At 70.1% G+C, this 14049-nt stretch carries 17 protein-coding genes; 9 read left to right on the top strand and 8 right to left on the bottom strand.

Annotated elements, in window-relative coordinates:
• Positions 1–18: 18 nt before the first annotated feature.
• Both K4G22_RS17590 and K4G22_RS17585 read right to left on the bottom strand, forming a co-directional pair.
• Positions 19–891, bottom strand: coding sequence for an ABC transporter permease (locus tag K4G22_RS17590; protein ID WP_228081240.1), 873 nt, complete (start codon positions 889–891; stop codon positions 19–21).
• Positions 888–1895, bottom strand: a complete 1008-nt coding sequence (locus K4G22_RS17585; protein WP_228081238.1) for an ATP-binding cassette domain-containing protein — start codon at positions 1893–1895, stop codon at positions 888–890. The genes K4G22_RS17590 and K4G22_RS17585 overlap by 4 nt, the downstream gene beginning before the upstream one ends.
• A gap of 179 nt (positions 1896–2074) precedes the next feature.
• Here K4G22_RS17585 and K4G22_RS17580 point away from each other — a divergent pair, with 179 nt between their 5' ends.
• Complete coding sequence (locus K4G22_RS17580; RefSeq protein WP_228081236.1) at positions 2075–2911, top strand: TetR/AcrR family transcriptional regulator; 837 nt, start codon at positions 2075–2077, stop codon at positions 2909–2911.
• Between the two features lie 22 nt (positions 2912–2933).
• On the opposite strand, the gene K4G22_RS17575 is transcribed toward K4G22_RS17580, so the two are convergent.
• Positions 2934–3974 (bottom strand): hypothetical protein, encoded by a 1041-nt coding sequence (locus K4G22_RS17575; RefSeq protein WP_228081234.1) that lies wholly within the window; start codon positions 3972–3974, stop codon positions 2934–2936.
• A 100-nt stretch (positions 3975–4074) separates the two neighbouring features.
• Between K4G22_RS17575 and K4G22_RS17570 the strand changes: the two genes are divergently transcribed.
• From K4G22_RS17570 to K4G22_RS17560, 3 genes are all read left to right on the top strand, one after another.
• Complete coding sequence (locus tag K4G22_RS17570; protein WP_228081232.1) at positions 4075–4593, top strand: hypothetical protein; 519 nt, start codon at positions 4075–4077, stop codon at positions 4591–4593.
• A gap of 253 nt (positions 4594–4846) precedes the next feature.
• The gene (locus K4G22_RS17565; protein ID WP_228081231.1) at positions 4847–5413 is read left to right on the top strand and encodes a hypothetical protein; all 567 of its coding nucleotides are present in this window, start codon (positions 4847–4849) and stop codon (positions 5411–5413) included.
• A gap of 184 nt (positions 5414–5597) precedes the next feature.
• Positions 5598–6596 carry an aldo/keto reductase gene (locus K4G22_RS17560; RefSeq protein ID WP_228081230.1) on the top strand — a complete coding sequence of 333 codons (999 nt, stop codon included), beginning with the start codon at positions 5598–5600 and terminating at the stop codon, positions 6594–6596.
• Between the two features lie 152 nt (positions 6597–6748).
• Here the strand turns inward: K4G22_RS17560 and thpR are convergent, their stop codons facing one another.
• On the bottom strand, positions 6749–7309 hold the full coding sequence (gene thpR, locus K4G22_RS17555) for an RNA 2',3'-cyclic phosphodiesterase (RefSeq protein WP_228081229.1): 561 nt from the start codon (positions 7307–7309) through the stop codon (positions 6749–6751).
• Positions 7310–7344: 35 nt separating this feature from the next.
• Here thpR and K4G22_RS17550 point away from each other — a divergent pair, with 35 nt between their 5' ends.
• Positions 7345–7848 (top strand): GNAT family N-acetyltransferase, encoded by a 504-nt coding sequence (locus K4G22_RS17550; RefSeq protein ID WP_228081228.1) that lies wholly within the window; start codon positions 7345–7347, stop codon positions 7846–7848.
• Between the two features lie 143 nt (positions 7849–7991).
• Here K4G22_RS17550 and K4G22_RS17545 read toward each other — a convergent pair whose 3' ends face one another.
• Positions 7992–9347 carry an MFS transporter gene (locus K4G22_RS17545; RefSeq protein WP_228081226.1) on the bottom strand — a complete coding sequence of 452 codons (1356 nt, stop codon included), beginning with the start codon at positions 9345–9347 and terminating at the stop codon, positions 7992–7994.
• A 74-nt stretch (positions 9348–9421) separates the two neighbouring features.
• A complete protein-coding gene (locus K4G22_RS17540; RefSeq protein WP_228081224.1) occupies positions 9422–9862 on the bottom strand; it encodes a MarR family winged helix-turn-helix transcriptional regulator in 441 nt (146 codons plus the stop codon).
• A gap of 179 nt (positions 9863–10041) precedes the next feature.
• On the opposite strand from K4G22_RS17540, the gene K4G22_RS17535 reads away from it, so the two are divergent.
• Complete coding sequence (locus K4G22_RS17535; protein WP_228081222.1) at positions 10042–10326, top strand: DUF2530 domain-containing protein; 285 nt, start codon at positions 10042–10044, stop codon at positions 10324–10326.
• Between the two features lie 31 nt (positions 10327–10357).
• On the opposite strand, the gene K4G22_RS17530 is transcribed toward K4G22_RS17535, so the two are convergent.
• A complete protein-coding gene (locus tag K4G22_RS17530) occupies positions 10358–10678 on the bottom strand; it encodes a hypothetical protein (protein WP_228081220.1) in 321 nt (106 codons plus the stop codon).
• A 146-nt stretch (positions 10679–10824) separates the two neighbouring features.
• Between K4G22_RS17530 and K4G22_RS17525 the strand changes: the two genes are divergently transcribed.
• The 3 genes from K4G22_RS17525 (at position 10825) to K4G22_RS17515 (ending at position 13464) form a co-directional block, all read left to right on the top strand.
• A complete protein-coding gene (locus tag K4G22_RS17525) occupies positions 10825–11667 on the top strand; it encodes a helix-turn-helix domain-containing protein (RefSeq protein ID WP_228081218.1) in 843 nt (280 codons plus the stop codon).
• Between the two features lie 20 nt (positions 11668–11687).
• The gene (locus tag K4G22_RS17520) at positions 11688–11876 is read left to right on the top strand and encodes a DUF397 domain-containing protein (protein WP_228081216.1); all 189 of its coding nucleotides are present in this window, start codon (positions 11688–11690) and stop codon (positions 11874–11876) included.
• Between the two features lie 94 nt (positions 11877–11970).
• Positions 11971–13464 carry an SLC13 family permease gene (locus tag K4G22_RS17515; protein ID WP_228081215.1) on the top strand — a complete coding sequence of 498 codons (1494 nt, stop codon included), beginning with the start codon at positions 11971–11973 and terminating at the stop codon, positions 13462–13464.
• Positions 13465–13580: 116 nt separating this feature from the next.
• Here the strand turns inward: K4G22_RS17515 and K4G22_RS17510 are convergent, their stop codons facing one another.
• Positions 13581–14018: an RDD family protein gene (locus K4G22_RS17510; RefSeq protein WP_228081213.1), complete on the bottom strand. Its 438-nt coding sequence runs from the start codon at positions 14016–14018 to the stop codon at positions 13581–13583.
• Positions 14019–14049: the final 31 nt, after the last annotated feature.

Genomic DNA, 14049 nt, shown 5'->3' with positions numbered 1-14049 from the left:
CCTCCTCTTTCGTCCGGCCTAGCGGCCCAGGGCCTGGTAGCGGCGGACGGCGAGGGGGAGGAAGACCGCGGTGATGACCAGCGGCCAGACCACGGACATCAGCAGCGCGTTCTCCTCGATCCAGCTGCCCCCGGTGGGCAGCGGGTTGCCGAACAGGTCACGGATGGCGTTGGCCGTGGAGGAGACCGGGTTCCACATGGCGATCGTGCCCAGCCAGTCCGGCATCATCGACGGCGGCGTGAACACGCTGGAGATCATCCCGAACGGGAAGGCCACCGCGAAGAGGTTGCCCGCCGCCTCCTGGTTGGGCGTCAACAGGCCGAGGTAGACGCCGATCCAGATCAGCGCGAAGCGCAGCAACAGCAACAGGCCGAAGGCGGCGAGCGTGGCCGCCAGCCCGCCGTCCGAGCGCCAGCCGATGGCCAGCGCGATGATCGCGATCACCACCAGATCGAGCGCCGCGTGCAGCACGTCGGAGACACCGCGTCCGGTGACCACGGCCGAGGGGGCCATCGGCATCGAACGGAAGCGGTCGATGACGCCCCGTTCCTTCTCCACCACGACCGCCATCGCGGTGTTCATGAAGCCGAAGGCCATGGTCATCGCGAAGAGGCCCGGCATCGCGAAGGACTTGTAGTCCGCGCCGTCGCCGACGTCCATGGCGCTGCCGAAGACATAGACGAAGAGCAGCACCGAGACGATCGGAAAGCCCAACTGCCAGGCGATCAGCGAGGGTTGCTTGGCAAGGTGGGTCAACTCGCGTCGGACGATGGTCAGGCAGTCGGTGACGGCCCAGTAGACACGCCGTTCGGGCCCGGGCTCGAACCGGACGACCGAGGGTGACGGGAGGGACGAGCCGCTGTCGCTGGTCCGGGTCGGGCTGCTGGTCATACGATCCGCTCCTTGCTCCGCGCGGCGGCGGCGTCCTCGGTGCTGGGACTCTCATCGGGCGGGTTGCCGGTGAGCCGCAGGAAGACCTCGTCCAGGGTGGGGCGCCGCAGCCCGATGTCGATCACGCCGATGCCTGCCTCCTCCAACTGCCTGGCGACCGCGGTGAGCGCGGCCACCCCGTCGTCCACCGGGGCGTGCACCCGCAACTCGGCCTCGTCCGTCTCGGGCCCCACACCCCTGGCGACCCGCGCCATGGTGCGGACCGTGAGCGGGATGTCGGACGGATCGGAGAGCACCACCTCAAGGCGGTCCCCGCCGACCGCGCGCTTGAGGCCGGCCGGGGTGTCCTCGGTGATGTTGCGGCCCCGGTCGATCACCGCGATCCGGTCGGAGAGCTTGTCGGCCTCGTCCAGGTAGTGGGTGGTCAGCAGCACGGTGGTGCCCTCGGCCGTCAGCGCCCGCACCGCGTCCCACACCTCGCTCCGCCCGCGCGGGTCGAGCCCGGTGGTCGGCTCGTCGAGGAAGAGCACCTCGGGCGCCAGGATCATGGAGGCCGCCAGGTCGAGCCGCCGGCGCATGCCGCCGCTGAACCCCTTGACCTGCTTGTCCGCGGATTCGGTGAGGCCGAACTGCTCCAGCAGCTCCTCGGTCCTGCGGCGGGAGGTGGCGTGGTCCAGATGGAAGAGCCGGGCGAACATGCGGAGGTTCTGCCGGGCGCTGAGGATCTCGTCCACCGCCGCGTTCTGCCCGGTCAGCCCGATCCGCCGGCGCACCAGCGCCGGTTGGGAACGGACGTCGACCCCGCCCACCTCGGCCCGGCCGCCGTCGGCCCGCAGCAGGGTGGCGAAGATCCGCACGGAGGTGGTCTTGCCGGCCCCGTTGGGACCCAGCAGCCCGCAGACCGTGCCCCTTCTCACCTCCAGGTCGAGCCCGTCCAGGGCGACCTTGTCGCCATAGCGCTTGCGCAGCCCCTCGGCGACCACTGAGTACTCGGATGACCCCATGGGAAACGTTCCCCTCCCGCGCTCGGACGCTGTGACACCAACCAACTGGGTACGGCGTACCCAATGTAGCGTACGCTGTACGCACCACATAGCGGGTTCTAGGATGGCCGGCGATGACATCGGAGAGTGAGCGCGTGACAGGCGCACGCGCGGGGAGCGCGAGCACGGGGAGCGCGGACGTGGGAAGCGAGCGCCCGGCGCAGGGACGGGACCGCGCGACCCTCGTCCGCAGCCTGGAGCTGCTCTGGCAGGGGCGCGGCCCGCGCGGCCGGGGGCCCAAGCCGGGGCTCTCCCTGGAGCGCGTGGTCACCGCCGCCATCACCCTCGCCGACCGGGAGGGCCTGGGCGCCCTCTCGATGCGCCGGGTCGCCGCCGAGCTGGGCGTGGGCACCATGTCGCTCTACCGCTACGTCCCCGGCAAGGCCGAACTGCTGAACCTGATGCTCGACCATGTCTCGGCCCCGCCCGAGCCGCCGGCGGAGAGCGGCCCGCCCGACGATCGGCCGGCCGCTCCCGACGCCTGGCGCGGCAAGCTGGAACACATCGGCTGGGGCACCTACCGGCTCTACCAGGACCATCCCTGGCTCCTACAGATCAACTCCTCGCGGCCCCTGCTGGGCCCCAACGCGCTGCTCGGCTTCAACGTGGCGGTGGCCGCGCTCGCCGGCACCGGGCTCAACGGCCGCGAGAAGGTCGGCGTGATCATGACGCTGGACGCCTATGTCACCGGGATGGCCCGGCACTTCGAGCTGCTGCGCCAGGCCAACGAGGAGTCGGACATCACGGAGGAGGAGTTCTGGGAGATACAGGGCCCCGCCATCGAGGCGGCCCTGACCGGGGAGGAGTTCACCCAGGTGATGACGCTGGAGGAGGACTCGTTCGCCGACTCCCCCGAGCAGATCACCGAGTTCGGTCTGACCCGGGTGCTGGACGGCATCGCGGCCTTTGTCGCCGCCCGGCGGGCGGAGCGCCCCGAGTCCCCGGACGCCGATCCCGGCGCCGCCTCCTGCCGTTAGGGCGCGTCGTCGGGGTCACGGCTCAGCCCTTGTCGCCCCGGGTCGGCAGGCGGCGGGAGGCCAGCAGGGCGATGGCGCCGACCACCAGCAGCGCGGTGATCGCGTTGGCGCTCAGCCCGTCGGACCCCTCGCCGTCCCCCTCGGACCCCGCCCCGTCCCCCTGGTCCCTCGCGCCGTCGCCGTCGCCCGCTGCCTCCTGGGCGCTCTCCGGCAGCAACTCGGCCTCCAGCTCGACCGGTTCGACCTGGCTCAGCCCGCCCTCCGAGCCGAACATCAGATACCGGCCGTCCAGAGTGAACGTCACCGACTCGCCCTGCCGTTGGAACGGCACCCGCACCCGGCGCTCCTGGCGCTCGGGCAGCCCCTCGTCCGTCCAGACATACATCCGCGCGGCGAAGTAGCCGCGCAGCAGCAGCCGGGTGCCGTCCGGTGAGAACGCCCCGTCGGTGACCTCCAGTTCGATGTCGGCGATCGGCTCGAAGACGTTCACCTCGGCGCTGGACAGCTCCGCCGGCCCCGCGTACAGCGCGCCGCTGCCGTCGTCCCTCTTGCTGGCGATATAGACCCGCCCCGTCTCCGGGTGCACCATCAACGCCTCGGCGTCGCGCGGCCCGTCGGCGTACTGGACGGTGTGCACGGTCGGTGTGAGGCGCGCGTCGGCCAGCGTCCCCGGCTCGGGGATCCGGTAGATCCACACCTCGGGCCACTCGCCGCCGAAGTTGTCGCCGATATCGGCGATGTAGAGGTCCCCTTCGGGGCCCAGCGAGATCGCCTCGACGTCCCTGGCCGTCACCCCGTCCAGGTCGATCGTGGCCCTGGTCTCCCCCGTCGTCCCGTCGACGGCGTAGATCCGGGCCGCGTCGTCGCTGTCGTTGTGCGTCCAGTAGACCCCGGGGTGGAGCGAACTCGCCGCCAGGCCGCTGGACTCGGTGATGCGCGGGTCCTCGATGGTGAAAACGGCCGGCGCACCGTCGTCGGCCACCGCCGGCACGCTCGCGGCGGCGCCCAGACCCGCCGCCACCAGGCACGGGAGGACGAGACGACGGGTGATCCAAGAGGCCATGCCCTAAGCCTGCCATCCCCGGCAAGCCGGTACGCGCCGCATAAACCGCCTATCGGGCACCGAAGTTGCACAGGTTAATCACGGTCTCTACGGTCACGCCATGACCGGATACGGATACCCCAACCCTCAGCCCTACCCCGTGCCGCAGCCGCCGCAGGCGGCTTTCCCTCAGCAAATACACATCATCGGCATAGCCGGCGGCGCCCTCGCCACCGTCTGCTCGCTCCTCGCCTGGACCAGGGTGGAGGGCGACAGCATCCGCGAGGGCATGCCCGACGGCATCAGGGGCACCTCGGGCGACGGCGTCTGGACCCTGATCCTGGGCCTGGTCGTCGTCGGCCTCTGCATCGGCGCCAAGGTCGCCAAGAAGCCGCTGCTCAACGCGATCGCCGGCGTCCCGGGACTGATCGCCGCGTTCATCGCCTTCGTCAACCTGGCGAGCCCCGAGCGGCTGGCCCGCACCGACCTCGAAAGCGAGATGTCGATCACGGACGCCCAGTGGGAGGTGGTCATGGGGAACTTCGACTTCACCAGCCACCTGGGCATCTACGGAGTGACCGCCGGCGCCCTGGCCAGCGTCGTCGCCGGCATCCTCGCCGCGACCAACCTGAAGAAGTAGCCGGTGGGGGCGGTGCGGAGGAACTGAAGCGACCCCAACTCCGTTGTCGGGAAAGGGATACCGGGGAGTCGGTCTGGGCATGATGGGGTTGTTCGCGAGGCGTCGCGGAAATCCGGACCAAGCGGAAAGTTCGTTCCGGATGAGGACGGCTGAGGTGCTTGGGACACAAGTGCGCAAAGATAAAAGGCGCATAAGCGTCTTATCAGTCAAGTAACTTGCGTGGGTTGATCACGCCTTCCTACGGTCTCTCGTTATGAGCGGATACGGACAACCTCAGACGCCTCCTCCGGGCGGCCAGCCCTACGGCCAGCCCCAGCAGCCGGCCCCTTACGGTCAGCCGGCCCCCTACGGCCAGCCCGCCGGCCCCGCGCCGTCAGCCCTGCCGCAGCAGCTCCACTTCGCGGGCATCGCGGGCGGCGTGCTCGCCGCCATTGGCTCGTTGCTCGACTGGGCCACGGCCGATGTCATGGGCGAGTCTCTGGGCACCAAGGGTTTGGAGGGCGACGGCCTCTGGACCCTGCTCCTGGGCATCGCCGTCATCGGCCTCTTCGCGGCCGGTCTGGCCACCAAGAAGCTGGTGCTCACCGCTGCCGCAGCTGCGCCCGCGCTGATCGTGCTGGTCTTCAGCGTGCTGAACCTGCTCGATGCGGAGCGGGTGGTGCGCGCGGAGGGCGAGAGCGAGGGTGCCACGAGCGCGCAGATCGACGAGCTCCTGTCGATGGTCGATCTCTCCACTGGTGTCGGCCTCTACCTGGTGCTGGTCGGCGCCCTGGTCGCCATCGGTGCCGGTGGGTTCGCGGCCACCAAGTTGAAGAAGTAAGTCAGCTGGTTTGCCCCAGCAATACAAGTAACAACCGGAAGTCACCAGGGACTCGCTTCCCGCTCGGCGTCCGTGGGTCGGTCATCACTCCGTGGTGGCCGACTTTCGCTTTCCGTCCCCGGCGTCGGGGCCGGCGGCGGGGCCCCTTGCTTCGAGCGCACTCCAGGGCGTTGTCTTGGCGAATATGAAGTACACACAGCTGGGACGCACGGGACTCAAGGTCAGCCGGTTGGTGCTGGGAACGATGAACTTCGGTCCGCTCACCGACGAGGCGGACAGCCATTCGATCATGGATGCCGCGCTGGACGCGGGAGTGAACTTCTTCGACACCGCGAACGTCTACGGCTGGGGCGACAACAAGGGCCGTACCGAGGAGATCCTCGGCACCTGGTTCGCGAAGGGCGGCGACCGCCGCGACAAGGTGGTGCTGGCCACCAAGGTGTACGCCAACATGGCCGGCGAGGGCCAGGAGCCGTGGCCCAACCACGACAAGCTGTCGGCGGTCAACATCCGCCGGTCCGTCGACGCCAGCCTCAAGCGGCTCCAGACGGACCACATCGATCTCTACCAGTTCCACCATGTGGACAGGAACACCCCCTGGGACGAGATCTGGCAGGCGATCGACGTGCTGGTGCAGCAGGGCAAGATCCTGTACGCCGGCTCGTCCAACTTCGCCGGCTGGCATATCGCGCGCGCCAACGAGGCGGCGGCCAGGCGCAGTTCGCTGGGCCTGGTGAGCGAGCAGTGCCTCTACAACCTGGCCGAGCGCAGCGCGGAAATGGAGGTCATCCCGGCGGCCGAGGGCTATGGCCTGGGCGTGATCCCGTGGTCGCCGCTCCAGGGCGGCCTGCTCGGCGGCGCGATCCGCAAGGAGCGGGACGGCAACGGCTCCCGGAGCACGGGCGGCCGGTCGGCCGAGGCGCTGGCGGACCCGGCGCTGCGCGCCAAGGTGCAGGCGTACGAGGACCTGTTGGAGAAGCACGGCATCGAGCCGGGCGACGCGGCGCTGGCCTGGCTGCTCACCCGGCCGGGCGTGACGGGGCCCATCGTCGGCCCGCGCGTCCGCGAGCAGCTGGACTCGGCGCTGCGCGCGGTGGAGTTGGAGCTGAGCGAGGAGATCCTGACCGAACTGGACAAGATCTTCCCGGGCCCCGGCCCCTCCCCCGAGTCCTTCGCCTGGTGAGACAGCGGTAGCGCGACCGCCGCCGCCTTCGGCTCAGCTCAGCCGAAGGCGGCGGCGATCGCCACCACGGCGAAGATCAGAACGAGGCCGGCACTGACGATACGCACACGAGTCTTGGCATCCACGCCCTCCACGGTACGCGGGCGCGTTCGCTACTCCAGCACCCCACCCAGGGGCCACTCCCCCACCGTGGTGTAGCGGGCGCCCTCGGGGAGGGTCTCGCTGCGCATCAGGGTCAGCCGGTCCGCCGTCCAGGTCCCGCCCCGGAAGCCGGCCAACGCGGTCCGCCAGCGGTCCAGGGGCGCCCCGGGGCGGGCTCGGGCCAGGGTGAGGTGCGGGCGGTACGCGTCGTAGGCGTCGCCGCCGGGGGCGCCGGCGGCGCGGCCGGCCGTCACGCTGCCGGCGGCCAGTTCGGCGAGTTCGGCCGTGTCCCCCTCGACCCCGGCCCAGAGGTGCCGGCCGGCGAAGTCGCCGCTGCCGGCGAGCCGCAGCGTCAACGGGCCGCCGGCCCTGGCCGCGTCGGCGAGCCCGTCGAAGAGCGCGGGCAGCTGGTGCCCGTCCACCTCGCCGTAGAAGGCGAGGGTGATGTGCCAACCGGCCCGATCCGTCCACCGCAGCCGATCCGCCTCGTCGAGGGCACGCAACGGGACGGCGGTCAGGGCCAGTTCGTCCATCACCTCGGGCGGCGGCACCACGGCGGCGAAGAGTCTCATAGCCGTTGATGGTAAGGCCCGCCTACGATCGCGGCATGAAGATCAGATCGGGAAGCCCGGCGGATGTGCCGCTGGTGTTGGGGATGTTGGACGGTGCGGTGGAGTGGCTGGTGGCGCGGGGGTGGAGTGGGCAGTGGGGGACGGATCCGTGGTCGTCACGGCCGAGGTCGGTGGCCAAGGTCGAGCGGATGATCGCCGAGGGTGAGCCCTGGGTCGCCGAGATCGACGGCGAGCCCGCCGGGACCCTCACGCTCACCTCGGGCCCGGGGCCCGAGGTCGCGCCCGCCGGTGAGCCCGAGCGCTATGTGCACCTGCTGGCCACCGACCGCCGGTTCGCCGGTCGGGGCGTCGGTGCCGCGCTGCTGGCGCACGCGGCGGCGGAGACCCGGCGGCAGGGCGTCGACCTGCTGCGGGTCGACTGCTACGCCGGCTCGGACGGCCGGCTGGTGGCCTACTACACCGGCCAGGGGTTCACCCCGACCGAGACGTTCACCGTCGGCGACTGGCCGGGCCAGGTGCTGGCGATGCGGGTGTCCTGAGGCCGGCCGGGGCTCACGCGCGGACGTCGGCGCAGCCGCGGACGAAGTCCCTGCCCACGGCGTCGCCGCCGGCGCCGGCTGCGCTGGCGCTCACGGCGTGCCCAGGGGCGCGCCCCGGGCGCCGTGCGCCCGGGGCTGGGGCCTCACGCCGGGCGGACGGCCGCGCCCGCGCCGGCGGGCGTCTGCTCGGCCTCGCGCGGCACCAGGGCCACGCCCCGGCTGCCGGCGCGCAGGCTGATCCGCAGCCGCAGCCCACCGACCCTGGCCAGGATCAGGGCCACACCGACGGCGGCGGCCAGGCAGACCGCGGCGCCGCCGATCAGCCCGACGCGGGCGCCGAAGGCGTCGCTGAGCCAGCCGACCAAGGGACCGCCGAACGGGGTACCGCCGACGAAGACCATCATGAAGAGGCTGATCACCCGGCCCCGCATCGCCGGGTCGCTGCCGAGCTGGATGGTGGAGTTGGCGGTCACCTGGAACGTCATGCCGGCCAGGCCGATCAGCGGCATCAGCAGCGCGAAGACCAGGAACGTCGGCGCGGCTGAGGCGATCAGCAGCAGGATCGCGAAGAGCGCGGCGGCGGCGACGGTGAACCGCATCCGGCTGCTGCCGCGCCGCGCGGCCAGCAGCGCGCCGACCACGGACCCGGAGGCCATCAGCGAGTTCAGCAGGCCGTAGGTGCCGGCGCCCGACTCGAACACCTGGTCGGTGAAGGCGACCAGCCAGATCGCGAAGTTGTAGCCGAAGGTGCCGATGAAGCCGACCAGCACGATCATCCAGAGCAGGTCGGGGCGGCCCCCGACGTAGCGCAGGCCCTCGCGCAGCTGCCCCTTGGCGCGCGGCTGGCGCTCGGCGGGGATCAGCTCTGAGGTGCGCATCATCAGCAGCCCGACGATCGGGGCGATGAAGGACAGCCCGTTGGCGAGGAACGCCCAGCCGCTGCCCACGGCGGCGATCATCACACCGGCAACGGCCGGGCCGATCAGCCGCGCGGACTGGAAGTTCGCGGAGTTCAACGAGACGGCGTTCCGCAACAGCGCGGGACCGACCATGTCCGAGACGAACGTCTGCCTGGCCGGGTTGTCGACGACGGTGACCAGGCCGACGATCAGCGCCAGCGCGTACACGTGGTAGACGTTCACGACGTTGGTGAACGTCAGCGCGGCGAGGATGAGGCCGGAGAGCCCCATGGCTATCTGGGTGCCGATGAGCAGCTTGCGCTTGTCGAGCCGGTCGGCGAGTACCCCGCCGTAGAGGCCGAAGAGCAGCATCGGGAGGAACTGGAGCGCCAGGGTGACCCCGACGGCGGCGGCCGAACCGGTCAGTTCGTGGACCAACCAGTCCTGGGCGATGCGCTGCATCCAGGTGCCGATGTTGGATATCGACGAGCCCATGAAGTGGATGCGGTAGTTCCGAACCCGGAACGAGCTGAATGTGGATACTTTGTCGGTGGCGGTCAGGGATGCGGGTGCGGAGCCTGCTCCGGGTCCCGGACTCAAGGGTGACTCTCCTCTGTACTGTTCCGTACTCTTTTGTGCCGTTCTCTGCTTCTCTGCTGATAGTGCTGCCCGCGCTACAAGTGCGCGAGTTTATGGAGGATGGGGGCGGCGGCACACAGCGCGGCCCACTCGTCCTCGTCCAGCTCGTCGGCGAGCCCGGCGAGCCAGGCGTTGCGCTGGGCGCGGCTCGCCGCGAGCATCTCCTCGGCCTCGTCCGTCGCGGCCACCAGCTTCTGCCGCCGGTCCTCCGGATGCGGCTGAAGGGCGACCAGGCCGCGCTCCTGGAGCAGCGACAGGATGCGCGTCATCGACGGCGGCTGCACATGCTCCTTGCGGGCCAGCTCCCCCGGGGTCATCGCCCCACAGCGGGCGAGGGTGCCCAGGGCGGACAGCTCGGCCAGGCTCAGCGTGCGGTCGACGCTCAGGTGGCGCATGCGCCGGGAGAGCCGCAGCACCCCGACACGCAGGGTGTTGACCGCCTCGGCGTCCTCCGGACGATCCATCGCGTGAGGCATGAACACCACCGTTCGCTCATTAGCTTGCCTAACGAAATATAGGACGATTGGTGGCCCCTGTACATTCCTGGGGGCCAAAGTCGTGAGCAACCCCACGAAGCCGACCTGTTTCCCGGCCGAAGGTACGCTGATCCGGGCAGGTTCACCGGACGGGTTGACGGCACACGGGAGGCGGCGCGATGCGCTGGGGCGATCTGGCGGACGGCAAGCGGGAGGCGCCGGAGCCGCTGGAGGGCGATCCGATCCGCACGGTGCTGATCGGCACCCTCCTGTGGGCCGCGCTCTTCCTCGCCCAGCTCCCCTTCTACGGCTGGTTCGACGACAACGACCACACCTGGTGGCTCTGGACCTGCCTGGCCGGCGCCGGCCTCGGCCTGATCGGCCTCTGGTACGTCCACGCCCGCGACCGAGCCATCCGCCGCGCGGACGCCGAAGCCGGCGAGGCGAACGCCGCCGACCGCTGAGGCGCGTCGCGCCTCAGCGGCGGGCGCGTGGTCAGCCCGCGAGGGCGGGTTCGGCGGTTTCGCCTGGTTCGGTGGGCTCGTGGTCCGGATCGGCCCAGATCAACCGCGTCGAGATGTCCGGATCCCGCTGAAACGGGACGGCCGCCAGCCGCAGCGAGCGGAGACGTAGCCGACGCCCCCCGTCCACACTCGTGACCTCCACCCTCCCGTCATCGAACCGCAGCCCCCAGGCCGCCACCCACGCGTTTTCGTTCTCCCGGTACACCTGCATCACGGCGAAGAGTCGCGGCAGCTGGCATTCGACCAGTCCACGCAGGCTCTCCTCGAACGACTCAATCGGCGGTTGTGTCATTTCTCGGTCTCCCTCAGCGAGTTGGAGCTGCCTGCATCATGGTAGGCGCTTACGTAAGCCTGAGGTATCACTCGAAAGTGTTAGTTCAATCTGTCGAATGAGGACCTAGGATCGATCTCGAACCGGCGATCAAGGGGGCGGTACTCATGACCAGTTCTTCGGCACAGCTGCGGCGGCTCGGCGCTGAGTTGCGCAGGCTGCGCGAGCTCACGGGGCGGACGCAGGGCGATCTCGGCGCGGTGCTCGGTCGCACCCACGCCAGCCTGGTGAACTGGGAGCGCGGCAAGACCAAGATCAGCAAGTCCGATCTCGCCTATCTGCTCGCGGAGTTGCGGGCGCCGGCCGAGGTCCGCAGGGGCCTGGAGGAACTGCGCGTCGCGGCCAACCAGGGCCGCTCGCCCTGGGCGACGTACGACCTGCCGGAGTGGATGCGGCCACTGGTCAGCTTCGAGGAGGACGCGGTCCGGGTCGAGACCTTCGAACCGGTGCTGGTCCCGGGCCTGTTGCAGACCGAGGAATACGCGCGGGCGATCCACGAGACGGGGCATCACAAGGTGGCGCCGGAGTTCGTGGACAAGTGGGTGGCCGCCCGGATGAAGCGACAAGAGCGGCTCAGTGGGAAGCGGCCCCTCAAGCTGCATGCGGTGATCCCGGAGGCGGTGCTGCGCCTGGCCGTCGGCGGGCCCGATGTGCTGCGGCAGCAACTCGCCAGGTTGCATGAGGCATCCACGGCCAGGAACATCACCATCCAGGTGCTGGCCGGAGACCGCAACGGTTACGGTGGCGTGGCCAGCAACTTCCTGGTGCTGCACTTCGCGGACCCCTCGTTGGACCCGCCCCTTGGCTGCTTCGACGGCCCCTTGGGCGGCTATATGATCAGCGACGAAGGCGATGTGGCTACCTTGGGGTCGATGTTCAAGGACCTGAGCCGGATGGCGCTCTCCGCGAAGGACTCCACGGAGCTGCTGGCCAAGGCCCTTGCCGGATAACGCAGGAAAGGCTCCACCCCATGACCGAGTCCCCCAACTCCCCCTGGCGCACCTCTTCCTACAGCGACGCGGGGGGCAACTGCGTGCAGGTCGCCCACCTCACCGAGGACACCATCGCCATCCGCGACAGCAAAACCCCCGACACCGGCACCCTCCGCTTCACCCCCGCCCAGCTCACCGCGTGGCTGGACGGCATCAAGCGGGGGTAGCCGGCCGTCCGTCGGCACTAAAACTGCGCAAAGCCTTGTCGAGATCATCGCCCGGGTGCCACCTTGTCCCGACGACGATCACGGGGAGGCCGAAGTGGCACCGGACGGTACGACAGCGAGCGCTGAGCGGGCGGACGAGGGGCAGGTGGGGCGGCGCCAGTGGATCGGGCTCGGCCTGGGGGTGGTACTGGCCGTCGTGGTACGGCTGATCCTCCCCGACACCCTCTCGGCGGACGGGAAGAACGTCGCCGCGGTCGCGACCCTGATGGCGGTCTGGTGGATGACGGAGGCCATCCCGCTGTCCGCCACCGCGCTGCTGCCGCTGGTGCTCTTCCCCCTGCTGGGCAACGCGGCATTCAGCGAGGTGGCCCCGCCCTACGCCAGCGAGACGATCTTCCTCTTCATGGGCGGTTTCATCCTCGCCATCGCGATGCAGCGTTGGAATCTGCACACGAGGTTCGCGTTGAGCACCGTGCTACTGGTGGGCACCAGCCCGGTCCGCATGGTCGGTGGGTTCATGATCGCCACCGGCGCGCTGAGCATGTGGATCTCCAACACGGCCACCGCCGTGCTGATGCTGCCCATCGGCGTCGCGGTGCTCGGCCTGGTGACCCAGATCGGGGACGGCCGGCGAGACCCGAACTTCGCCACCGCGCTGATGCTGGGCATCGCCTACGCGGCCTCCATCGGCTCGCTCGGCACCCTGATCGGCACCCCGCCCAACGCGTTCCTCCGCGAGTACCTGAACAGCGAGCACGACATCAACATCGGCTTCTTCCAGTGGATGCTCTTCGGGGTCCCGCTGGCCGCCGTGCTTCTGTTCCTCGCCTGGCTGACCCTGACCCGTGTCTTCTTCCGGCCGACGATCACGGAGATCCCCGGTGGTCGGGAGATGCTGCTGGAGCGCCGGCGGGAACTCGGCCCGATGAGTCACGCCGAGAAGACGGTGCTCGGTGTCTTCATCTCGGCGGCGCTGGCCTGGGTGCTGGTCCCACAGATGGAGGACCGTTGGTCCTGGGTCTCGGACTTCGGTGACTCCGGCATCGCGGTCAGCGCGGCGCTGCTGCTCTTCCTACTGCCGGCTGACACACGGGCCACCCGCCGGGTGCTGATCTGGGAGGACACCAGGGACGTGCCCTGGGGCATCCTCCTGCTCTTCGGCGGTGGGCTGAGCCTCTCCTCGCAGTTCGGTGCCAGCGGACTCAGCAGCTGGATCGGAGAGCGGGTCGGTGGCCTGGACGCCATCCCCGTTCTTCTGCTGGTGCTGGCGGTCGCCGGACTGGTGTTGCTGCTGACCGAGTTGACCAGCAATACCGCGACCGCCGCGACCTTTCTGCCCATCATGGGCGGCGTGGCGCTCGGACTCGGCATCGACCCGCTGCTTCTGGTCGTGCCCGTCGCCCTGGCCGCGACCTGTGCCTTCATGTTGCCGGTCGCCACCCCGCCCAACGCGATCGTCTTCGGCTCCGGGCAGGTCACCATCGGACAGATGGTGCGCGGCGGAGCGCTGTTGAACATTGTGGCTCTGGTGTTGATCGTCCTGGCGACCTACACCCTGGGCGTGGTCGTCCTCGACATCAGTCTCTGACTGGCTGTCCCGTCGAGCGTCTGAACAGCCGCAGTGCTTCAGCCGAAGCGCGGGAAGGGCGCGTTCGTTATCCGCTTCCCCACGTCCGCCGCCGAGACGTCGACCGTCACCTCGCCTCAGACGCGGTAGCCGTCCTGGCCGTAGCGGCGGAGGTGGCGGAGGTCGCGCCAGCGGACGGTGCGCAGGCCGCAGGCCTCGCCGACGCCGCCGCCGTCCTCGGCGGCGATCATCACCGCGAGGAACGCGTAGCCGGCCATCCAGCGCAGCGTCGCGCGCCATGGTCCGGGCCGCCCCCCGTCGGCGGCCCGGACCACGCGCAGCCCCCACAGCAGTTTGCCGACGCTGGCGCGCAGCAGGCACATGCCGAGGACGTGGTTGGCGAACGAGAAGGCCAGCGCGCAGCCGAAGAGCGCCAACAGGTAGCCCACGACCCCGAGGCTTTCCGGCGGGAGCGTCAACGCTCCGATGACCGCGATGCCCAGCGTGAGCAGCACATCCGTGGCGGTCGTCAGCACCAGCCAGCCCTCGCCGGCTTCCCGTGGCACCACCGTCATCCCAAGTCCCCCCGAAACTGGTCTCGTTCGC

It is taken from the genome of Streptomyces profundus, assembly GCF_020740535.1.
In the GTDB taxonomy this organism is placed as follows: domain Bacteria; phylum Actinomycetota; class Actinomycetes; order Streptomycetales; family Streptomycetaceae; genus Streptomyces; species Streptomyces profundus.
The sequence above is the reverse complement of the archived record's forward strand: the minus strand, read 5'-3'. Positions and strand labels throughout refer to the sequence as shown.